We start from the raw sequence: 20,706 nt of genomic DNA, 5'->3' as shown, positions 1-20,706 counted from the left end.
ACGCTTCCACCAGGGCCGGTGCGGCCTGCTGATCATCGGATTGGGCGCTCATGGCGAACGACGTCACCTTCAGGATCACCACGACCTGCTTCGACGAGCACTACTCGCCGTCGTCGAGCTCCCGGGCCACCACGAACTTCGCCAACCTCGCCCGGGGCGAGCACCGCCGGCAGAACCTCCGCAACGCCCTGACGATGATCGAGCGCCGGTTCAACGACCTCGCGCACTGGGACAACCCCGGCCGGGACCGCTACGCCGTCGAGCTCGAGATCGTCTCGGTCGAGGTGCGGTTCCCCGCCGAGGAGGCGGTCCGCGACTTCCCTCTCCTCGAGGTCCTCGACGTCACGATCTGCGACAAGCTGACCGGCGTGCGCCACCGCGGGATCGTCGGCAACAACTTCTCCTCCTACGTCCGCGACTTCGACTTCAGCGTGCGGCTGCCGGCCGCGAACAAGGGGGCGGCGGAGTTCACCGTTCCGGACGACTTCGGCGATCTGCACGGCGCCCTGTTCCAGAGCTTCCTCGACTCCGACGCCTATCGGGAGCGCTTCTCCGAGCCGCCCGTCATCTGCATCAGCGTGTCGACGAGCAGGACCTACCACCGGACCTCGAACCACCACCCGGTCCTCGGCGTCGAGTACCGGCAGGACGAGCGGTCCCTGACCGACGAGTACTTCGGCCGGATGGGACTGCAGGTCCGCTACTTCCTGGCCCCCGGCTCCGTCGCGCCGCTCGCGTACTACTTCCGCGGCGACCTGCTCAACGACCACTCGAACCTCCAGCTGGCCGGCACGATCAGCACGATGGAGACGTTCCAGAAGATCTACCGCCCGGAGATCTACAACACGAACTCCGCCGCGGCGGACGTCTTCCGGCCGAGCCTGCAGCAGCAGGACTACTCGCGGACGCAGATCGACTACGACCGTGCCGAGCGCGATCGGCTCGCCGTCGAGCAGGGCGCGTACACGGCGGAGCACTTCATCGAGCCGCACCGGGAGCTGCTGGACGCCTGGGTGTCGAAGCACCGGACCCCTGCCCGCTGATCAGAGAAGGATCGCCACCCGTGAACACTCTTCTGCCCACCTCCATCGCCGGCAGCCTGCCCAAGCCCTCCTGGCTCGCGGAGCCGGAGACCCTGTGGTCCCCCTGGAAGCTCGAGGGCGACGAGCTGGTCGAGGGCAAGCAGGACGCCCTGCGCATCGCCGCCCATGAGCAGCACCGGCGCGGCATCGACATCATCAGCGACGGCGAGCAGACCCGCCAGCACTTCGTCACGACCTTCATCGAGCACCTCGCCGGAGTGGACCACGTGAACCGCGAGACGGTGCGGATCCGGGACCGCTACGACGCGAGCGTGCCGACCGTCGTCGGCGCCGTGAGCCGCGAGCGGCCCGTGTTCGTCGACGACGCGACGTTCCTCCGCCGGCACACGTCCCAGCCGATCAAGTGGGCGCTCCCCGGGCCGATGACCATGATCGACACCCTCGCCGACCGCTACTACGGGAGCCGGGAGGAGCTGGCCTGGGAGTTCGCGGCGATCCTCAACCAGGAGGCGCGGGAGCTCGAGGCCGCCGGCGTCGACATCGTCCAGTTCGACGAGCCGGCCTTCAACGTCTTCCACGACGACGTGCGGGACTGGGGGGTCGCGGTCCTGGAGCGGGCGGCGGAGGGGCTGCGCGCCCAGACGGCCGTGCACATCTGCTACGGCTACGGGATCAAGGCCAACACCGACTGGAAGCAGACCCTCGGGCCGGAGTGGCGCCAGTACGAGACGTCGTTCCCGCTGCTGCAGCGCTCCACGATCGACATCGTCTCGCTGGAGTGCCACCACTCCCGCGTCCCGATGGAGCTCATCGAGCTCCTCCGCGGCAAGAAGGTCATGCTCGGCGCGATCGACGTGGCGAGCGAGACCGTCGAGACCCCGGAGGAGGTCGCCGACACCCTCCGCAAGGCACTGCGGTTCGTCGACGCGGCGGATCTCCTGCCGAGCTCGAACTGCGGCCTGGCTCCCCTGCCGCGCGGGGTCGCGCTCGGGAAGCTGAGCGCGCTGACCGCCGGTGCCGCGATCGTCCGCGCGGAGCTCGCCGGCTCGGCGGCCTGACCGCCGGCGCCTCGAAGGGGAGGAGCGACCCGGGCGGTGACTCAGCGGGCGATCTTCTCCTCGAGGACGGTGCGCTCCGCCGCGTTCGTGCACCGCGCGAGCGCCCGCGTCCACTCGGCGCGCGCGTCGGCGGTGCGGCCGAGCCGGGCGAGCAGCTCTCCGCGGACCGCGGGGAGGAGGTGGCTGCCGGCGAGCACCCCGCGCGCGTCGAGGTCGTCGACGAGGGCGAGCGCGTCCCGGGGTCCGGTCGCCATCGCGACGGCGACCGCCCGGTTGAGCTCGATGATCGGCGAGGGCGTCAGCCGGCCGAGCGCCTCGTAGAGGACCACGATCCGCCGCCAGTCGGTCTCCGCGACCGACGGGGCGACCGCATGGCACTCCGCGATCGACGCCTGGAGACCGAAGGCACCGAGACCGCGCGGCGAGACGGCCTGAGCGAGAGCGGCGCGCCCGCGCCGGATCGCGCTCCGATCCCAGAGCCGCCGGTCCTGGTCCTCGAGCAGGATCGCGCGCCCGTCCGCCCCGAGCCGGGCGGGGAACCGGGCGGCGGTGAGCTCGAGCAGGGCGAGGAGCGCGAGCACCTCGGGCTCGGGTGCGAGGGCGACCAGTCCCCGCGCGAGGCGCCTGGCGTCGTCGGCGAGGTCGGTGCGCATCCAGTCGTCCCCGGCGGTGGCGGACGAGCCCTCCGTGAAGATCAGGTAGACCACCTGCAGCACCGAGCCCAGGCGGGCGGGGCGCTCCTCCGCGTCGGGGACGGCGAACGGGATCCGGGCGGCGGAGAGGGTCTTCTTCGCCCTCGTGATCCGGGCCTGGATCGTCGCCACCGGAACGAGGAACGCCTGCGCGATCTCCGTCGTGGTGAGCCCGCCGACCAGCCGCAGCGTCAGCGCGATCCGGGCCTCCTTCGCCAGCAGCGGATGGCAGGCCGTGAACATCAGCGCGAGCACGTCGTCCTCGATGGCGTCGGGATCGAAGAGCGCATCCGGACCCGGGCCCGCCTCGTCGAGATCGCGGGCGAGCAGCGCGTACCGCGCGTCGCGCGCCCCGCGCCGGCGGAAGGCGTCGATCGCGCGGCGCCGGCCCGTGGTCAGCAGCCAGCCGACGGGCTCCGCCGGCACGCCGCCGACCGCCCAGGAGACGAGCGCTTCCGCGACCGCCTCCTGGGCGAGATCCTCGGCGAGATCGACGTCGCCGGTGTAGCGGGCGAGGGCGCCGACGATGCGGGCGGACTCCATCCGCCAGACCGTCTCGACGGCGGCCCTCGCGTCAGAGCTGGCCGGTCTGCTCACGCCAGGCGCGCTCCCGCTGCACGTACTCGTTGTCCTGCGGGAACTCGTCGATCGAGGGGATCCGGCGGATCTCGGCCTTGCCGCCGCCGGTCATCGGCGCGCGCTTGGCCCACTCGACCGCCTCCTGGATCGAGGCGACGTCGAGGACGTAGTAGCCGTTGAACAGCTCCTTCGTCTCCCCGTAGGGCCCGTCCGTGACGACCGGAGTCTCGCCGCTGAAGTCGACGACGACCCCCTGGCTCGGGTCGTCCAGCCCCTCCGCGGCCAGAAGCACTCCGGCCCGGATCAGCTCGTCGTTGAAGCGACCCATCGACTCCAGCATCTGGCTGAAATCGGTGTTCATCATCGCGGCCAGCGACTCGTCGGTCGCGCGCCAGATCAGCATGTACTTCGGCATCAGGGGATTCCCGTCTCTCGGTGATGGAAGGAGCGTCTCGCGACCTTCTCACCTCGAGGTCGAACGGCGCGATCCCGGATCGACACCCGGCCCGAAGAAAGTCCGGCCGGCCCTTCAGTGGTGTCGATCCTCGAGGGTCAGCGGCCGCCGCGCATGCCGCCACCTCCGGCGGCGGCCGTGCCCGCGGTGACGGTGGCGAGGGTCGTGCCGTCGGCGGTGAGGGTGTAGCTCTCGCCGGAGGTGATCTCCGGGCCGGCGTAGACGACGCCCGCGATCGTCTTCGACGTCGTGAACGTCGTGACGGTGGTGCCGTCCGCGTCGGTGATCGTCACATCGGTGCCCGCGGGGAGGGTGCTGCTGAGGGCGGAGGAGATCCAGCCCTGGGTCGAGGACGCGTCGGGCGAGACCATCATCCCGGCGCTGCCGGTGGCGAGCACCTCTCCGCCGGTGACGACGAGGGTGCCGTTGACGTCGAGTGCGCCGTTGCCGCTCTGCTCGGGGCCGTTCACGACGAGGCTGCCGCCGCTGATCGTCGCACTGCCGTTCGAGTCGAAGCCGTCGCCCTCGGCATCGATGGTGACCGTGCCGCCGCTGAGGGTGATCACGGAGCCGTCGTCGCCCTCGCCGCCCATGCCTCCGCCGGGGCCGCCCGTCGTGCCGGTCGCGGCCCCGTCGGAGTCCGTGCCGGTTCCGCCGGAGGCGTTCAGGCCGTCGTCGCTGGAGACCACGGAGACGTCGCCGTCGGTGATCCGGATGTCGGCGCTCTCGATCCCCTCGACCGAGTCGGTCACGGCGATGTCGGCTCCATCGAGGAGCAGGGCCGAATCGGCGTGGATGCCGTCGTCGCCGGTGGCGAGCGTCAGGGTTCCGGCGGTGGTGTGCACCCAGGTGTCGGAGTGCACGGCGTCGTCGGCGGAGTCGATGGTCACGTCGCCGCCCTCGAGGTCGACGATGATCCCGGCCTTGAGACCCTTGGCGGAGGCGTCGGTCGCGAGCTGCGCGCCGCTCCCGCCTCCCGCGGTGAGGTTCAGGGTGCCCCCGGTGACGACGATGTCCGTGACGGCGACGACGGCGTCGCCCTGCGCGTCGACGGTGATGTCGCCGCCGGTGATCGAGACGAAGCCCGCGGTGGCGTCCTCCTCGTTGTCGGAGGTGAGTCCGTCGCCGCCGGCGGTGACGGCGAGGGTGCCGCCCCGGACGACGAGGTAGTCCTTGCCGCGGATGCCGTCGTCGACCGCATCGACGGTGATGGTACCGGAGAGGATGACGAGGCCGTCCTTGCCGGTGATGCCGTCGTTGCCGTTGCCGTGCACCTCGAGCGAGCCCTCGCCCGTGACGGTGAGGTCGGCGGCGCTGTACAGCGCGGCGTTCGACTCCGCGTCCTCGGCGTAGGAGGCGGTGTCGCTGAGGGTGTTCGTCGATCCGGTGGCGAGTTCGACGACGACGTCGGAGGCGGCGGTGACCGTGATCGCGGAGCCGGTGGAGCTCGTGATGTCGACGCCGTCGAGCACGAGTTGCACGGTTCCTTCGGCGGTGGTGTCCACCACGACCTGGCCGTCGGTGAGGGTGCCGCTGAGGACGTAGGTGCCGGCGTCGGTGATGGTGACGGTCGAGCCGTCGACGCGCACGGCGTCCCCGTCGGCCGCGGCGCTGTCGCCGGAGAGGGTGATGCTCGTCGAGGCGGCGTCCGCGGCCTGGTCGGTGGCGTGCACGGCGGTGTTCGCCGCGAGGATCTGCGTGGCGGTGGAGTCGAGGGAGGTGCCGACGGCCTCGACGGTGGTGCCCGCCTCCGTGTCGTCGGTGCTCGTGCCGGTGGGGGCGGTGGAGCTCGAGTCGGTCGCGGTGCCGAAGGCGGAGCCGGCGACCGCGGCGGCGCTGCAGCCGGTGAGGAGAGCACCGGTGAGACCCAGGACGGCGAGGACGGACAGCGGGCGGGAGCGGTTGTGCATGGTGGTCCTATCGGGGAGAGCCGACTCGGGCGGGGGCCCGGTCGAAATGTCGGTCGAGGGTGCGGGTCCACTTGTTGGCGGGGAGCTCGGAGCGGAACGCGGCCATCCCGGTCCCGTACTTCGAGAGCGAGACGGGGCGGTGGCCTTCGGCCCAGAGCGCCCGGTCGACCTCGGACGGGCGGGAGGCCGACTTGGTCTCGACGACGACCACGGCCGGTCGATCCAGCACTCGGGCGGGTGCGCTGCGCAGCCGCCAGACGAGGCGGGTGTCGATCGTGGCGCGGGTGGCGGATCCGGGGAGGAAGAGCGTCGTCCGGGCGTACTCGGTGGACAGCACCGGGGCGAGTTCTCGGGAGTCCAGGGCGATTCCCGTCGCCGCGAGGGTCTCGTCGATGTAGGCGAGACCCTCCGCGGTGAGCTCGTCGCGCCGACCGGCCGGGTGGTCGATCCGCTCCTTGACGGTGCTGCTGCGGGATCCGCGCGTCTTCACCTCGAGGTAGCTCGTCGCGGAGTCGAGATAGGTGCGGGTGCGGATCTTGAAGCGCCGCCGGCGGCCGCGCACGGCGAGGTGGTAGCTGTCCAGCTGCGGGGTGTCGAAGTAGACCGATTCGTAGTCGCAGTCGCGGCGCCCGCCGATCTCGAGCACGCGCGTGCTGTCGTCCAGCCGGGCGAGCACGGCGTCCAGGCTGCCGGCGGGAATCAGGTACTTGCGGTCGATGCGGGTCTGCAGGGACGCCTGGTCGACGAGCTCGGGGAGGCTGATCGCTTCGAAAGACTGCAGACGCGACGTCGTCACGGCGGTCATCGCGAGACCGGGACGCCGACGGCGGAGGTGGCCGGGGCGAGCTCGTCGTGCTGCCCGCCGCGGGCGCGGCGCTCCGCGACGTCGAAGCGGACGTCGACCTGCGTGGTGTCGTTGACGAGATCGAGCTGACGGACCTGCACCGACCGGATGCGGCCACCGAGCAGCGCGGCCAGGTGAGCGGTCAGGGCGCCCTCGTCGGTGAAGGCGCTGTCCAGGGTGATCGTCTGCTGACGGGTGCGCGGGAACAGCCGCGGGTGGTCGGCGATGAACAGGACCGCGATGATCAGCGCGATCAGACCGACCGTCAGCGCGGACGGCGCGGTGCCCAGGCCGCTGATGAGGCCGATGGCCAGAGCGGAGAAGTAGTAGGCGACCTCGTGCTGCTCGATCTCGTCCGAGCGCAGACGGATGATCGAGAGGACCCCGAAGAGACCCAGCCCGAGTCCCGCTCCGACCGTGCTGGAGGCCAGGACCAGCGAGACGGCGAGGACGCCGACGTTCACGCCGAGGAACGCGGCGACGAGGTCCCGACGCCGGTGGCGGGGGAAGTAGATGCCGAACGTCAGCAGAGCGATGGCGACGAGGTCGATGGCGACGGTGGCGAATGCGAGCACGAGAACTCCTGAAGACGGGCCGACCCGAGGTCGGCGAGCGAGGTGTCCCCATTCAGCCGCCGCGTCCTTTGCGCTTCCTATGACCCGTCTATGACGCTCGCCTGCATCGTCGGGCGGGCGCTGATCGCCGCGCGGAGCCGTTCGGAGACCAGCAGGTCTCCCCCGGTGCCGCAGGCGAGGACGTCGACGTCCCAGCGGGAGAGGACGCGGTCGAGGGTCGGCTCGCCGCCGGCGAGGACCGCGGTGGCGAGGACGTCGGCGGTGAGGATGTCGCCCGCGAGGACGGTGACCTGGCGGAAGCGCACCCCGTCCGCGTCGTGCGGGCGCCGCCAGACGTGCTCCCCGCGCTCCGCGGTGCCCGACGTCGCGACGGCGCGCCGGTCGCCGGTGAGCGGGACGGCGCACAGGAGCGATCGGCGGTCGTCGGGATCGACGATCCCGATCCGGACCGGTGCGTCGTGGGCGTCGACGGCGCGGGATCCGAGGACGTCGCCCCCGACGGTCAGGAGCCACGGCGCGTCGCCGCCGCGCTCCAGCAGCCTCCCCGCCGCCGCGATCGCGCGGGCCTTGACCGTGCCGGCGAGGTCGAGCACGCCGTCCGGGCGGTGCGGGGTGAAGGCGCCGTCGGTGGCGGTCCGCCACTCGAGGGCCTCGGCGTAGGCGTCGCGTATCTCCGCGCTCGCGTCGGCGAGGCGGAGGCGGCCGTCGGCGATCCTGCTCGCCTCCGACTCCGGCCGGTACAGGCTGAACCGCTCGTCCGCGGACCGGAAGACCGCCCGGATCGCCGCCAGCGGCGCGTCGGCCTCGGCCCGGAGGCTCGCGACCGTTCCCATCGTGGGAAAGGTCGAGATCACAGGCCGGCCTGGTCGATCGCGGACTGCAGCGAGTCGAGGTAGGCGTCGCTGGTGTAGGTCGCGCCGCTGACCGAGGCGACGTCGGCGCTCTGGGCGGCGAGGACCTCGCTGCGCAGGATCGGTGCGGCACGGTTCGAGATCGAGACCGACCGGTTCTCCTTGTCCGTCAGCTGCAGCGCGGTCACGTCCGTGATCGCGCCACCGGCGACGGTGATCGCGACCTGCACGTCGCCGTAGCGGGTCGAGACGGCGGTCCCCGTGTAGGTGCCGTCCGTTCCGCCGGTGCTGCCGGTGCCGCCGGTGCTGTCGGTGCTGTCGGTGCCGCCGCTGCTGTCGGTTCCTCCGGTGCCGGCGGGCGCCGAGGGCGTCGACGGGGTGGAGCTCGGCGTCGGCACCTCGAACGTGCCCGAGCCGCCCGGGCCGCTCGAGGAGGTCGGAACCGGAGTCGGAGTCGAGACGGCCGGCGCTGCGGCCTCCGGTGCCGGTCCGGCGGGAGTGCTCCCCGCGGCGCCGAGGTCCCAGCCGATGACGAGGACGGCCGTGGACGCGAGGACGCTCGCGAGGGCGGCGCGCGTCCTCACCAGCTGAACCTCTCGACGTGGATCCGGTGCTCGGGGAGGCCCGCGCTGCGGGCGTCGCGGAGGACGAGCTCGCTCCAGGCGTCCGGTCCGCAGACGTAGAGGTCGGAGTCGAGCAGCCTCGGGAACACCGAGGTCAGCGTGACGCCTCGCGAGAGAGCCTCGGCGGACAGCCAGGTGTCGCTGCCGGACGGGCGATGCCCCTGCATCCAGTAGAGCGTGCCGCCCCCGCGGCGCACGAGCTCGCCCGTCTCGTCCCAGAGGCGGTCCTGCGCGTGGTCCGCCCCGCGCAGGAGGACGGTGGCCTCGCCCGGCTGCAGGGCACTGTGCTCGAGGAGTGCGCGCGCGGGGGTGATGCCGATGCCCGCGGCGACGACGGCGAGGAGTGGAGCGGTGCGCGCCGTGTCGGTGAAGATCCCGTAGGGGCCCTCGATCGACACGGCCGTGCCCGGCCGCAGTCGAGCGAGGCGTGCGGTGCCGGCGCCCAGCACGCGGACGGTGATCCGGGCGGTGCGGTCGGTGGGGACGGCGGAGAAGGAGACGGGGTGGGCGTGCCACCAGGTGCCGGCGCTCCAGAACCGCCAGATCGCGTACTGACCGCCGACGGCGCCGAGGGAGCGCATCCGTCGCCCGGTCAGGTGCAGCGAGAACACCCCGGGTGCGATCGTCTCGACCGCCTCGACCCGGATGCGGTGGCGGACGGTGCGCACGACGGGCACGGCGAATCGGAACCACGCGACGGAGCCGAACGCCGCGACGTAGAGGGCGATCCAGTAGGCGCGCTGCACGGACCCCTCGGCGAGGACCTGACCGGCGGAGAGCTGATGGGGCACCGCGACGAGCACGGCCGCGTAGCTGAGGAGGTGGATCGCGTGCCACGCCTCGTAGGCGAACCGGCGGCGGACCGCGACCAGCGAGGTGACCACGACGAGCAGCAGCAGCGCGGTCGCGAGCAGGGCGAGCAGCAGGTCGCTGCCGGAGTACAGGGCGAGGCTCTCCTGCACGAGGTCGAGCCCGTCCGTCATGGCGTAGCCGACCGTGAGGAGCAGGCCGTGACCGAGGATCAGCAGGAGGGCGGGCTTGCCGAGCCGCCGGTGCAGCGCCGTCGCGACGTCCTGACCGAAGGTGCGATCGATCCACGGGATGCGCGCGGCGAGCACCAGCATCAGCAGGAGCAGATCGGTCCCCACCAGCCCGGCGACGATCCCCGCCGCCGACAGCGCAGTCGCGATGCCGGTCACGGCCTCGGGACCACCGGAGGCGAGGAACAGCGCGATCGCGACGGCGACCGAGACGACGCACGCGGTCACCAGCGCGTCGGCCGAACGCCTCCGCCGCCGGAGGGCCCGGCGGCGGCGCTCACCCGAAGAGACGTCCACCCCCGGGCCGTCCGCCGCTGCGGGCGCCGGTCGAACTGTTCGCAGCACCGTGCTCATCGCATCGACCTTCCCTGAGCGTCACCCTTCGCGGGGTCCCCGCCGGGAGATCAGGATCGGCGACGACGCTATGCACTCCCGATGAACCCGCCATGGCCCGCATCGGAGTCGGCCCGCGCCCGGGCCGGCGCCGCAGCGCGCCGACGCTGAGGTTCTCCGCGATGCCGCTGCCGGCGACCTCGACGACGGTCTGCCAGGCGGGGAGGAGGTCGTCGTCCGCCGTGTCGACCGTCAGTGCCGCGCCTGCCATTCCTGCCTCAAGTCCGCCAGTGCCCGCAACCCGCCGCTGCGCTCGCGGGTGTCCGAGCCGGCTGCGAGATCCGCGGCGATGACCGCCACGGGCATCACATCACCGTCGTAGTCGAAGGGGAGAGTGTTGGCGTAGATCGTGTCGCCCCCGGACGGCGACGCGACCATGAAGCTCTTCCGGGCGTAGTCCTCGACGCTCCCCTGTCGCGTGTACCCGGACACCTGCCGAGCATCATCCATGAGGCCGACGTTCAGAGCGCTGCCGACGGCGCGGCCGGTCGCGATCAGGCCGGCGGCCGCCTTGGCCGGGTTGGCCGCCGTGAAGGAGTAGGCGCGCGTCCGACCGGCGACCGCGCGCGCGATCTCGTCGGGAGTCATCTCTCGGATGCGCCCTCTCACGCGGGAGCGGGTGCTGGGCTGGAGCCAGGTCGCCCTGAGACCGCTCAACTCCCACAGCAGCCCCCAGGCGGTCGCCGGATCCATCTTCCGGCCCTTGCCGCGGCGGGCACGGGCCTCGTAGCGAACGACTGAGTCACTGTGGGCCAGCCACACGCCCGACGAGAGTCGACGGCCACCGATGGACCCGGAAGCCACGAGGTCCGTGGCGTGGCGCCGCGAGATCTCGAGGCGCGCGGCGAGCTCGGACGTCGTCAATTCGGCCATTGCAGATAACCTCCCGTCGAGGAACTATTCTGGCATGCAGCGGTGACGGCAATCCGGCGCTGCACGCGACGACGCTCAGCGCGATCCCGTCCCCCACCGTCGCTCACCTGCCCGCGCACCTTCACGGACATCCGCTCGAGCCGAACGAAGCGGATCACCGCGCGTGCGCCGTCGCCAGCTCCCCCCAGTGGGTCGTCGCGCGCAGCGACAGCGCGCCGCGCTTCATCGTCCAGACCGGCCCCTTGCGGATCCCGGCGAGCCCGAGGCCGACGGCGGAGCGGCCGTGGCGCTTGGTGACGGCGTCGATCGTCGCGCCGAGGCCCTTGCTGTCGAACGCGGTGTCGAACACCTCGAGGAGGGCGTGCGAGTCCCGCGGCGACAGGTTCGTCAGGATCACGCCGGCCCGCACGTAACGCGCGCCCTCGCGCAGTCGCGGCCGCAGCGTGCCGATCGCCGCCTTGACGATCGCCACCGGGTCGTCGGTCGGCACGGGGAAGCCGGCGAGGCCGCCCGCGGACTCGTACGGCGCGTCCGAGAACGGCGACGTCGACGCGAAGACGCTCATCGTCTTCGTCACCGACCCCTGCGCGCGCAGCCGGTGGGCCGCGCGCTGCGCGTAGACGGAGAGCACCTGCTCCATGTCCGCGATCGTCGTCACCGGAGTGGCGAACGAGCGCGAGAAGATCAGCTGATCTCGGACGGTGCGGGCCGCCTCGAGCGGGATGCAGTCGACCCCGCGCAGCTCGTAGACGGAGCGCTGCAGCACCACTGAGAACTTCTTCCGGATCAGCGCCGGGTCTGCATCGCGCAGGTCGCGGATCGTGTGGATGGACAGCTCGGCGAGGCGCTTCCCGGTGCGGCCGGCGACTCCCCACAGCTCGGTGACGTGCTGCGACGCCATCAGCGCGTCGAGCTGCTCGGGTGTGTACCAGTCGGTGTCGCAGACGCCTCCCAGGCGCGGGTGCTTCTTCGCACCGCCCTTGTTGACGAACTTCGCGAGCGTCTTGCTCGGCCCGAACCCGACGCACACGGGCAGGCCGACGTTCTTCGCGACGGCGGCGCGCATCGCCCGCCCGATCCTCGCCCGCTCGGCCACGTCGCCGTCGACGCCGAGGAAGCTCTCGTCGATCGAGTACACCTCCTGCCAGGCCGAGTAGCGGCCCAGCAGCTCCATCACCCGCGCGGACAGCTCGCCGTACAGCTCGTAGTTGCTGGAGCGGGCGATCACCTCCGGGAGGCGCCCCGAGCGGATGAGCGGCTCGACCGTGAACCACGGCGTTCCGTTCTCGATCCCGAGCCTCTTCACCTCGTCCGAGCGGGCGACCACGCAGCCGTCGTTGTTCGAGAGGACGACGACCGGCCGCCCCTGCAGCTTCGGGTCGAACAGCCGCTCGCAAGAGACGTAGAAGCTGTTCACGTCGACCAGGCCGATCCGCCGCTCAGAGCGCACGGTGCAGCCGGTGCAGGCAGACGGTGACGACGCCCCAGATCTGGAGGTCGCTCAGCTCCGCGACGAGGATCGGCGGATAGTCCGGGTTCTCCGCGCGCAGCACCACTCCCCCGGGGCTCAGCTCGAGCCGCTTGACGGTCAGCTCACCGTCGAGGATCGCGATCACGACGCTGCCGTGCGTCGGGGTCAGCGAGCGATCGACCACCAGCTCGTCGCCGTCGCTGATGCCGGCGCCGGTCATGCTCTCGCCCGAGACGCGGACGATGAACGTCGAGGTCTTGTCCCGGATCAGGTGGTCGTTGAGGTCGAGGGAGCCGTCGAAGTAGTCCTGCGCCGGCGACGGGAAGCCCGCCGCCACCGCGTCGGCGGGGACGAGGAGGGAGACGGCCACGGCGTCCCGGGCCGGGGTCGCGATGCGGTCCACCACGGTCACGCTCATTCTCGGCCCTCCTCACGGGATCGAACATGTGTTCGAACATGTCCGAGTGTAGGTCGACCCCACCGACATCGGCACCGGAGGCTCCTCGCTCGCGGCCGCCTCCGATGCGCGAGGATCGGACCCGTGGATGCGGAGCGGGTTCTCGGAGACGGTCGTGCCGACGGGGTGTGGTGCCGGCTCGGCGAGCCGCTGACGGTGGCGCAGATCGCGCGCGGCGGACCCGCCTGGCTCTGCCTGGACGCGCAGCACGGCGCCTTCGACGACGCCGCGGTCCTCGCGACCATGCGCGCGCTGGCGACCGTGAGCGAGCGTCCGCCCGTCGCCGTCCGTGTCGCCGGGCTCTCGGACCCGCTGATCGGGCGGGCGCTCGACGCCGGAGCGGACATCGTCGTCGTCCCGATGATGGAGTCGGTCGAGGACGCGGCCGCGGCGGTCCGCGCCGCGCACTACCCGCCGCTCGGCCGACGCAGCTGGGGACCGATGACCGACCTCTGGGACGCGGCGCCCCCGTCGGCCGCCGAGGCGCGGCCGGCCCTGTGGCTGATGATCGAGACGCAGGCCGGCCTCGACGCGGTCGAGGAGATCCTCGCGGTGCCGGGGGTCGCCGGCGTCTTCGTCGGCCCGTTCGACCTCGCGATCGGACTCGGCCGGGCGCTGCCCGACCTGCTCGCCGCGGACGGACCCGGGGACCCGCTGCCGAGGATCGCCGCGGCCGCCAGGAACGCGGGCAGGGGCGCCGGTGCCTACGCCGGCGACCCGGACCGCGCCCGGCAGCTGCGCGCGCTCGGCTTCCCGCGGGTCGCCGTCGCGACCGACCAGTCGCTGATCGCGCTCGGCACGGCGGCGGCTCTCGGCGCGGACGGCTCAGGCTGCTGAGCCTCCGAGGGATGCGACGACGGCGATGACGACGACTCTCGAGCGGCTGATCCAGCGGACCACCGACGCCGCGGACGACGACCTCCCCCCGGGCGTGCGGGCCGACGCGCACCACACGCTGACGGCGGCGCTGGAGGCGCGCCTCCGGGGCGACCGCGAGGCCGAGGCCGCGCTGCTCGCCCCTCTCGCCCGCCGGATCTCGGACTCCTGGCCGCACACCTCGACGCTCGGCCGGGACGTGCTCGACTACGTGCAGGCGCTGCGGCGCTGAGGCGCGGACGCGAGCGGACGCTGAACCGAGTCCGAGGTCAGCAGCCGGGTCCCCGCGATCGTCGTACCGCCCGCTTGCGGAACTCCGCCGTGAGGATGCTGCGGGCGATGGTCGGTCGTTCCTGCGGGAGGCCGTGTCGATCGACGGCTCTCCGAAGGCGGTGTGGGACTCGTCGACGTCGAGCGTGCGCGGTTCCCCTTCCGCCGGGGTGCTGCAGCGGTACCGCATGACGGCCGGTCCGGTGCAGGCCGTCTGCTCGGCGGCGACATCCGTGAGGGAGCGAGCGCCCTATCCGCAACTCCGACACGACGAACTCAAGCGCGCGTCCGAGCGGGCGGTGCGGCTTGTCGGCTGCCGTCTGCGTTCTCTGTCCACACGATCCGCTCCTCCGCGAAACGGGGATCGGAACGCAGCTGCCGCTCGAGAGCGCCGAGCACCACGGCTCGGGTACGGGGCCTCGTCTTGAAATCCACCGTCCCCGTGTCCCGATAGCCGCCCCGTCACCGGGCATCTCATCGGGCGGGTCTAACGGGACGCTGCCGCCCGCGCCCCTGCGGGGTGAACCCCGCTCGTCGAGGTGACGCGGTGAACGACCCCCATACGGGACGCACCGAGTGTCTTCGTCTCCGCGAGAATAGGCCGGTGTCGAAGCAGAAGAAGATCCGGAAAGTACTGCTCACCGCTCGCGCGGAAGACTCGGCCGTCAGGATCCACCGAGGCTGGAAGCGGGCCGAAACGATCGAAGGGTTCGTCGTAGGAGTCGGTCGCAAATGGACGCTCATCGCGACGACGACGACAGGGGGCTTCTTCGACGGCTACGCCACGATCCGCATGACCGACATCACCCGCGCGCGACCCTACGACTCCTGGGAGCACCGCTTCTTCCAAACACTGCCCGAATGGCCGCCGCGACCACCCGCCGGCAGGTCTGCAATCGATCTGGACACCACGTCGGGCATGCTGGCGACCTTCCTCGAGCCGGGCGTCCTTCTCTCCATCGAACGCAGGAAGAAGCACGCGATGTGGGTCGGCGTACCGAACGAGCTCACACGCAACTGGTTCTACCTCTGGGAGGTCGATGCGAACGCCGTATGGGACCCCGCACCGCGGGGCTACAGACCCCGAACCGTCACCCTGGTCCGGACCGGCCACCTCTACCTCCAGGGACTGACCGTGGTCGCCGACAGTCCCCCGTCCGAAGATCTCCCGCACCACTGGACGGCCCGCTCGAAAGCATCGCGCCGAGAGAACCGAACGGCGACGCACTGAGCCATGGCCTGCCGGTCGCTCACCAGGCGAGCCGGTGGTCGTCCTCGAAGACCGCGCCGGTCGGGCCGTCGGCGGGCAGGGTGGCCAGGCGGACGGCGACCGCCGCGCCTTCGTCCGGCGTCCTGCTGCCGCGGAAGTCGTTGAAGTCAGTGGCGACGTGCCCCGGGGCCGCGCCGTTGATCTTCAGCGTCGTGGCGGCGAACTCGCGGGCGTAGTGCACGGTCAGCGCGTTGAGGGCGGTCTTCGAGCTGGAGTAGGCCATGGAGGGCTGCCCCACCCAGGCGCCCTCCTCGCCGAGCGAGCCGCGCTTGCTCGTGACGTTCACCACCCGCGCATCCTTCACTCGGGTGAGGAGCGGCAGGAACGCCGTCATCATCCGCACGACGGCGAAGACGTTGACCTCGTACACGCTCCTGATGTCGTCGACCGTCTCCTCGGTCGGCGTCGGCAGGTGATCCATCGGGTGGAAGGTGAGCGTGTTGACGCCGGCATTGTTCACCAGCACGTCGAGATGCCCGAACTCCTCCGCGACGCGCGCCGCGAGGGCATCGACATGGTCCTGCCGGGTGACGTCGAGAAGGACGGGCCGGACGTCGCCGTCGAGGGTCCCCGCCGCGTCCCGGCCGGCGTCGATGCTCCTCGCTCCGAGCAGGACGGTGAACCCCTGCCGTGCGAGGCCGCGCGCGATGGCGAGGCCGATGCCCTTGTTGCCGCCGGTGACGAGGGCGAGCTTCGTCGCTGAATTTTCAAGTGTTGTCATGTCAACACTCTGTGCTCCGGCCGTTGTCGTGTCAACACCGGCACCGTAGGCTGGGCGGATGACCGCACCGCTGAGCGAGCAGGACCAACTTCTCTGGCATGCGTGGAAGATCGCAGCGGACCAGGTCCGGCAGCGCGTCGCCGAGGAGATCAAGACCGGCACGGGTCTCTCCGACCCGGACTTCGGTATCCTGACGCGCCTGGTCGAGCTCGGCGGCGGGGAGCTCCGCCAGAGCGACCTCGCCACCTCGATGCAGTGGCACCGCAGCCGGCTCTCGCACCAACTGACCCGCATGGAGCAGCGCGGTCTGCTCGGTCGTCGGAGCGTGGACGCCGGCGTTCACGTGCAGATCACCGATGAGGGGCGGGATGTCGTCCGCGCTGCCCGGCCGATCCACGCCGCCGCTGTCCGCAGGCACCTCGTCGATCGCACTGACGGCATCGATCGCGCGACCCTGATGCAGGTGCTCGAGCGGCTCGCGCAGGACTCCTCGCCGTCCCGATGAGGAATCCCCTCACGGGACAAGCGCGCCGGCTTGGACCGGGGTGACAAGTTCTCATCGGACTCGCTTCGCCCACCGCTCGACTCGACAGACGCGCGGCCCGGAGCTCGCTGGTCAGAGGTCTCGCCGGGCGGTGAGTGGCTCGGAGCCGATGACCTCCAGCAAGGCGAGGTTCTCGGCGTCGCGTGAGCCTGCCGGTGCGGTGTAGAGCACGATGTGCTGGTCGCGTTCGGTGATGGCGAGGGAGTCGCAGTCGACGGTGATCGCCCCCACCGGTGTGCGGCGGAACGTCTTCCGCAGGGGTGGCGGCGTCTGGACGTCGTGCCGTTTCCAGAGCCGTGCGAACTCGGCGCTGCCGGTCCGGAGGTCGTCGATCAGTTCCACGACGACGGGGTCCGAGGGGTACGTGGCGTGAGCGTTGCGGAGCTGCGTGACGACGCCCTCTTGGAATGCGATCTCGTCCGAGATGCCGTAGATCGCTTCCGGTGGCTGCTCTGCGGCGAGGAAGGTCTTCCTCGCGAGGTTGCGGTCGCGCGGCGGCAGCAGCGAGAAGTCCTCCATGAGGGCTGCTGCGAGCTCGTTCCACGCGAGCACCTCGAAGGTGGCGGACAGGACGATGCCGGCGGTGTGCGGGAGTCGTTCGAGGAGCGCGAGAACGCTCGGTCGAACGTCGCGACGGTGCAAGCCCGACGGGGTCGGAGCGGTGCCGGCGAGCCGGTGCAGGTGGTCGGACTCCTCGGACGTGAGACGGAGAGCACCTGCGATACCACCGAGGACGACGTCCGAGGGTCGAGGAGCGCGGCCCTGTTCGAGTCGGGCGTAGTACTCGGTGGAGATGTGCGCGAGAACGGCGATCTCCTCCCGGCGCAGTCCCGGTGTTCTGCGGCGTGGTCCCGACGGCAGTCCGACGTCCTCCGGCCGAAGACGCTCGCGGCGACTTCGGAGGAACGCTGCGAGCTCACCCTTGTCCATGCTCCCCAGTGTGCGCCCGAGCCGGCGATGGATCCCCGTACCGTTCGTGCCTGGATGCGGATCTTGCGGGCGGCGACGGTGGTCGTATGACACACACCAACGAATCCACACGGGTCGGCCTGCTGACCGGCAAAGTCGTCTTCATCACCGGAGCCAGCCGTGGCATCGGCGCCGCAGCGGCTCGCCTCTTCGCCGGCGAGGGTGCCGCTGTCGTGCTGGCGGCCCGCAACATGAAAGCGCTCGGCTCGATCGTCGACGAGATCCGCGGTCAGGGCGGCACGGCTGATGCCGTTGCCATGGACCTCGCTGACCGGGCGAGTATCCGTGCCGCCGTGGACCACGTCGAGGAGCTCCACGGACGCCTCGACGGCGCCTTCAACAACGGCGGCGTGAACCAGCAGAACGCCGGTCCCCTCGACACCACTTCCGACGACGACATCGACGAGCAGTTCGCGGTGAACTTCCGTGCTCACTGGGTCGCGATGGTCGCCGAAGCAGCCCTCATGAGGAAGTCCGGAGGAGGTGCGATCGTCAACACCTCCAGCATCGGCAGCCGCCGCGCCGTTCCACCCCTGCCCGCCTACGGGGCGATGAAACGAGCACTGAACAGCATCACCGAGACCGCGGCCGTGACCTGGGCCGGGGAGGGCATCCGCGTCAATGGGATCACGCCAGGTGGAACCGCAACGGAAATGATGGACGAGTGGGAGAAGAGGACGCCGGGCATCATCGAGGCGAGCGACGCAGCCAGCCCCCTCGGCCGCATGGCGACCGCCCTCGAAGTCGCCGAAGTCGCCGGTTTCCTCCTGAGCGACCGCGCCTCAGCCGTGACGGGCGCCATCGTGCCCGTCGACGGCGGCGCCGGCGCCTGAGGCAGGGGGAACGCACATGACCGACACAACCACCGCCGGCCTCGCTCGCGCGAGAGGACTGACTGAGGGTTACCCATGCAACGGACGAAGCGTCAGAACCTCTGGCTCGCGCTCATCGTGCTGTACGTGCTGGGCAGCGTCGCTGCCGTGATCGGCCACATCCCCATCGCGCTCGGCTACGACGAGCCGATCTTCAAGGCGACGTGGTGGGTGCTGCTGCTCCTCTGCTTCGCAGCAAGCCTCGGTCACCGACTCAACGAGATAGTCGGGTTCGCGTCTCGCCGGACGCGACAGGGGCGACCCGCGAGCGGTTTCGAACAGTTGCGCGGGTACTTCTTCGGCTACCCGTCCGCAGAAGGCGACGCCGCGGAGCAGGCGCCTGATGCCGACGGATCGGCGATGTCTGACCGACGACACTGATAGCGCACCGCTGACCGATCCCCTCTTGGGACGCGGTTGCTCGACCGTCATCTTTCCTGCACGCCCGCAGATGACGGTCTGCTCGTATCGTCAGGGGATGAGGGATCGTTGGCTGTTGGTGACGGGGGTCGCGGTGACCGCACTCGTCTGCGCTGCCGAGACATGGTTCCCCCGGTCATCGCCGCCGCCTCAGTTCTCCGTTTCGGGCGTCGTCGTGAATGAGGCTGATGAGCCGATGGGTCGATGCCTCCTCGATTCCTTGACGGGAGAGGAGTCGGGTATGTCCACGCGCCGGGACGGCACGTTCCCATGGCCGTTTCGAGTCTTCGGATTCCGGGAGTACGACGTGAGAGCCACGTGCGAAGGCGGCAAGGTAGCCAGCGACACCGTTTTCGTCACCGGAGACATGTACATTCGCCTCGTCGCGAGGTGAGCCGCGGCCAGCTTTCCCTCTTGAAGTCAGCATTGCGGAGCGAGAGGCCTCCACTCTCCCTCGAGCCGCGCCAGTCGCGCACGGCCCGTAAGGGACTGGAATCACAGACCGAGCGTGACCGACTCAACGCGTCCGGTCACCGATCCCCATACGGGACGAAGGAGACGGGTCCGATTGACGCCGATCAGCTTGAGGGTCGTTCGTCCCAGACCCCGTCGTAGGGCGTGATCGTCTTCATGAACTCTGCGCTTCCCCACGCAGGATCGCCGGGGATCAGAACGAGGGTCGCCTCCTCGCGCAGCATTGGATCTCCGTTCGGGTAGGGCGCTCCGGTGGTGCAGCTCGCTGGCGTCGACACGACGTCGAGGACGTCACCCACCTCCGCCTCACCGCCGAAGACCTGGGTGACGGTCGCGCGGTGAAGCGACGCCTCTTCGCCGTACATCGTCACTGTCGTCTCAGTCGGCTCGAGCTCGGCTCGCACGATGAAGTCGTGCGAGCCAGCGGCCTCCTCCAGAGAGTCGTACGACCTCCAGTCCAGGCAGGCCGGTTCATTGAACTCCGACACGAAGACGGGAGCGCACCCTGCCATCGCACTCGTGACCAGGAGCAGGCCAGCACAACGCAGCACAGCGGCCTTCATCGTTCCTCCTCTGCGCGGCACCCAACACCGATCAGCCTAGGTCGAAGCGGAAAGGACTACAGGGCTGCACAGCGCGCAGACCTGCACTGCGACGACCCCGCCTCTATCGGTTCCGGCAATCAAGCCGCGAAGCACCCGGAGCACCATCCCCATACGGGACGACGATCGGTCGACACTCCGATCAGCTTGCCCGAGCGCGAATTGCACGTCATCGGCCGCGAGCATCAACGATCTGATGACGTTCGCGGTACTCACGATGCAGGCGGCGGCGAGCAGTGGTTCACTGACCCGCATGATGCAGGGACGGCGAAGACGAATGACATCCATTCTCGTCGTTGCCGCCATCGCGCTCAGCGCCGGCGGCTGCACCGGCATCACGTCGAGCTCGGCCGGATCCTGTGCCGTCAAGGTGATCGAACTCCAGGAGTCGTCCCTGCACCCCGGCGGAGTCGTCCACCTCAGCGCCGACTTCATCTGGGAGACCTGCGAGGACACCGGAGGCACGAGCCGCGCCGCTTCAGATGTCACGGTCACCATCACCCCCTCCGCGAGCGGCGAGGAGATACTGCTCGGTCGACCGACCCCTCAGGGCGAACGGTCGACGGTCGACGCGTCCTTCGACCTCCCCGCCGATCTCCCTATCGGCCCTGCCGTGCTTGCCCTGCGCACACAGAGCAGCGACCCGATCGACGTCGAACTACCGATTGGGATCACGCGATGAGTTCCCCTGGTCATCTGCGTGCGCAGCGGATCGCGTGGGGGTCGTTTCTTCTGGTGGTGGGGCTGCTCTTCGGCGCAGGACAGGTCTGGGTGAGCCAGTATCAGGGAGCGACCTACAAGTGCATGGTGGATGGGCCTTTCTCA

Annotated in this window: 24 protein-coding genes; 10 read left to right on the top strand and 14 right to left on the bottom strand. The window is 70.7% G+C overall.

Going from position 1 to position 20,706, the window contains the following annotated elements:
* Positions 1-50 precede the first annotated feature (50 nt).
* Both MT351_RS17335 and MT351_RS17330 read left to right on the top strand, forming a co-directional pair.
* Positions 51-1,043, top strand: a complete 993-nt coding sequence (locus tag MT351_RS17335) for a putative oxygenase MesX (RefSeq protein WP_243582827.1) — start codon at positions 51-53, stop codon at positions 1,041-1,043.
* Between the two features lie 20 nt (positions 1,044-1,063).
* Positions 1,064-2,101: a methionine synthase gene (locus tag MT351_RS17330; RefSeq protein WP_243582826.1), complete on the top strand. Its 1,038-nt coding sequence runs from the start codon at positions 1,064-1,066 to the stop codon at positions 2,099-2,101.
* A 41-nt stretch (positions 2,102-2,142) separates the two neighbouring features.
* Here the strand turns inward: MT351_RS17330 and MT351_RS17325 are convergent, their stop codons facing one another.
* The 11 genes from MT351_RS17325 to MT351_RS17275 all read right to left on the bottom strand — a co-directional run bounded on the left by MT351_RS17325 (position 2,143) and on the right by MT351_RS17275 (position 12,824).
* Positions 2,143-3,336, bottom strand: coding sequence for an RNA polymerase sigma factor (locus tag MT351_RS17325; protein WP_243582825.1), 1,194 nt, complete (start codon positions 3,334-3,336; stop codon positions 2,143-2,145).
* Positions 3,337-3,367: 31 nt separating this feature from the next.
* The gene (locus MT351_RS17320; RefSeq protein ID WP_123704001.1) at positions 3,368-3,787 is read right to left on the bottom strand and encodes a YciI family protein; all 420 of its coding nucleotides are present in this window, start codon (positions 3,785-3,787) and stop codon (positions 3,368-3,370) included.
* A 137-nt stretch (positions 3,788-3,924) separates the two neighbouring features.
* Positions 3,925-5,736, bottom strand: a complete 1,812-nt coding sequence (locus MT351_RS17315) for a carbohydrate-binding domain-containing protein (RefSeq protein WP_243582824.1) — start codon at positions 5,734-5,736, stop codon at positions 3,925-3,927.
* 7 nt (positions 5,737-5,743) lie between these two features.
* Complete coding sequence (locus tag MT351_RS17310) at positions 5,744-6,541, bottom strand: polyphosphate polymerase domain-containing protein (RefSeq protein WP_243582823.1); 798 nt, start codon at positions 6,539-6,541, stop codon at positions 5,744-5,746.
* The gene (locus MT351_RS17305) at positions 6,538-7,155 is read right to left on the bottom strand and encodes a DUF4956 domain-containing protein (RefSeq protein WP_123733210.1); all 618 of its coding nucleotides are present in this window, start codon (positions 7,153-7,155) and stop codon (positions 6,538-6,540) included. The genes MT351_RS17310 and MT351_RS17305 overlap by 4 nt, the downstream gene beginning before the upstream one ends.
* A 77-nt stretch (positions 7,156-7,232) precedes the next feature.
* Positions 7,233-8,009 (bottom strand): FAD:protein FMN transferase, encoded by a 777-nt coding sequence (locus tag MT351_RS17300; RefSeq protein ID WP_243582822.1) that lies wholly within the window; start codon positions 8,007-8,009, stop codon positions 7,233-7,235.
* Positions 8,006-8,590 (bottom strand): FMN-binding protein, encoded by a 585-nt coding sequence (locus tag MT351_RS17295; RefSeq protein ID WP_243582821.1) that lies wholly within the window; start codon positions 8,588-8,590, stop codon positions 8,006-8,008. The genes MT351_RS17300 and MT351_RS17295 overlap by 4 nt, the downstream gene beginning before the upstream one ends.
* A complete protein-coding gene (locus MT351_RS17290) occupies positions 8,587-10,023 on the bottom strand; it encodes a ferric reductase-like transmembrane domain-containing protein (protein ID WP_243582820.1) in 1,437 nt (478 codons plus the stop codon). The genes MT351_RS17295 and MT351_RS17290 overlap by 4 nt, the downstream gene beginning before the upstream one ends.
* A gap of 231 nt (positions 10,024-10,254) precedes the next feature.
* Positions 10,255-10,935, bottom strand: a complete 681-nt coding sequence (locus MT351_RS17285) for a hypothetical protein (protein ID WP_243582819.1) — start codon at positions 10,933-10,935, stop codon at positions 10,255-10,257.
* A gap of 154 nt (positions 10,936-11,089) precedes the next feature.
* Positions 11,090-12,385 (bottom strand): Y-family DNA polymerase, encoded by a 1,296-nt coding sequence (locus MT351_RS17280; RefSeq protein ID WP_243582818.1) that lies wholly within the window; start codon positions 12,383-12,385, stop codon positions 11,090-11,092.
* Positions 12,375-12,824: a LexA family transcriptional regulator gene (locus MT351_RS17275; RefSeq protein ID WP_123446383.1), complete on the bottom strand. Its 450-nt coding sequence runs from the start codon at positions 12,822-12,824 to the stop codon at positions 12,375-12,377. Before MT351_RS17275 ends, MT351_RS17280 begins: the two co-directional genes overlap by 11 nt.
* A gap of 123 nt (positions 12,825-12,947) precedes the next feature.
* Between MT351_RS17275 and MT351_RS17270 the strand changes: the two genes are divergently transcribed.
* The 3 genes from MT351_RS17270 (at position 12,948) to MT351_RS17260 (ending at position 15,240) form a co-directional block, all read left to right on the top strand.
* On the top strand, positions 12,948-13,700 hold the full coding sequence (locus tag MT351_RS17270; RefSeq protein WP_243582817.1) for an aldolase/citrate lyase family protein: 753 nt from the start codon (positions 12,948-12,950) through the stop codon (positions 13,698-13,700).
* A 25-nt stretch (positions 13,701-13,725) separates the two neighbouring features.
* The gene (locus tag MT351_RS17265; RefSeq protein ID WP_243582816.1) at positions 13,726-13,971 is read left to right on the top strand and encodes a hypothetical protein; all 246 of its coding nucleotides are present in this window, start codon (positions 13,726-13,728) and stop codon (positions 13,969-13,971) included.
* A gap of 642 nt (positions 13,972-14,613) precedes the next feature.
* Entirely contained in the window at positions 14,614-15,240 is a 627-nt protein-coding gene (locus MT351_RS17260) for a hypothetical protein (protein ID WP_243582815.1), read from the top strand.
* A gap of 19 nt (positions 15,241-15,259) precedes the next feature.
* On the opposite strand, the gene MT351_RS17255 is transcribed toward MT351_RS17260, so the two are convergent.
* A complete protein-coding gene (locus MT351_RS17255) occupies positions 15,260-16,000 on the bottom strand; it encodes an SDR family NAD(P)-dependent oxidoreductase (RefSeq protein WP_243582814.1) in 741 nt (246 codons plus the stop codon).
* A 58-nt stretch (positions 16,001-16,058) separates the two neighbouring features.
* On the opposite strand from MT351_RS17255, the gene MT351_RS17250 reads away from it, so the two are divergent.
* The gene (locus tag MT351_RS17250; RefSeq protein ID WP_123735675.1) at positions 16,059-16,505 is read left to right on the top strand and encodes a MarR family winged helix-turn-helix transcriptional regulator; all 447 of its coding nucleotides are present in this window, start codon (positions 16,059-16,061) and stop codon (positions 16,503-16,505) included.
* A 111-nt stretch (positions 16,506-16,616) separates the two neighbouring features.
* On the opposite strand, the gene MT351_RS17245 is transcribed toward MT351_RS17250, so the two are convergent.
* On the bottom strand, positions 16,617-17,567 hold the full coding sequence (locus MT351_RS17245) for a helix-turn-helix transcriptional regulator (RefSeq protein ID WP_243582813.1): 951 nt from the start codon (positions 17,565-17,567) through the stop codon (positions 16,617-16,619).
* On the opposite strand from MT351_RS17245, the gene MT351_RS17240 reads away from it, so the two are divergent.
* The 3 genes from MT351_RS17240 to MT351_RS17230 all read left to right on the top strand — a co-directional run bounded on the left by MT351_RS17240 (position 17,561) and on the right by MT351_RS17230 (position 19,199).
* Positions 17,561-18,346: an SDR family NAD(P)-dependent oxidoreductase gene (locus MT351_RS17240; protein ID WP_243582812.1), complete on the top strand. Its 786-nt coding sequence runs from the start codon at positions 17,561-17,563 to the stop codon at positions 18,344-18,346. The two genes, MT351_RS17245 and MT351_RS17240, sit on opposite strands and share 7 nt — an antisense overlap.
* Positions 18,347-18,421: 75 nt before the next feature.
* A complete protein-coding gene (locus MT351_RS17235; RefSeq protein WP_243582811.1) occupies positions 18,422-18,766 on the top strand; it encodes a hypothetical protein in 345 nt (114 codons plus the stop codon).
* A 97-nt stretch (positions 18,767-18,863) separates the two neighbouring features.
* Entirely contained in the window at positions 18,864-19,199 is a 336-nt protein-coding gene (locus tag MT351_RS17230; protein ID WP_243582810.1) for a hypothetical protein, read from the top strand.
* Between the two features lie 184 nt (positions 19,200-19,383).
* Here MT351_RS17230 and MT351_RS17225 read toward each other — a convergent pair whose 3' ends face one another.
* Entirely contained in the window at positions 19,384-19,842 is a 459-nt protein-coding gene (locus tag MT351_RS17225) for a hypothetical protein (RefSeq protein WP_243582809.1), read from the bottom strand.
* A 235-nt stretch (positions 19,843-20,077) separates the two neighbouring features.
* Between MT351_RS17225 and MT351_RS17220 the strand changes: the two genes are divergently transcribed.
* Positions 20,078-20,563 carry a hypothetical protein gene (locus MT351_RS17220; RefSeq protein ID WP_243582808.1) on the top strand — a complete coding sequence of 162 codons (486 nt, stop codon included), beginning with the start codon at positions 20,078-20,080 and terminating at the stop codon, positions 20,561-20,563.
* Positions 20,564-20,706: the final 143 nt, after the last annotated feature.

It is taken from the genome of Rathayibacter sp. VKM Ac-2926, from assembly GCF_022815565.1.
GTDB lineage: Bacteria > Actinomycetota > Actinomycetes > Actinomycetales > Microbacteriaceae > Rathayibacter > Rathayibacter festucae.
The sequence above is the reverse complement of the archived record's forward strand: the minus strand, read 5'-3'. Positions and strand labels throughout refer to the sequence as shown.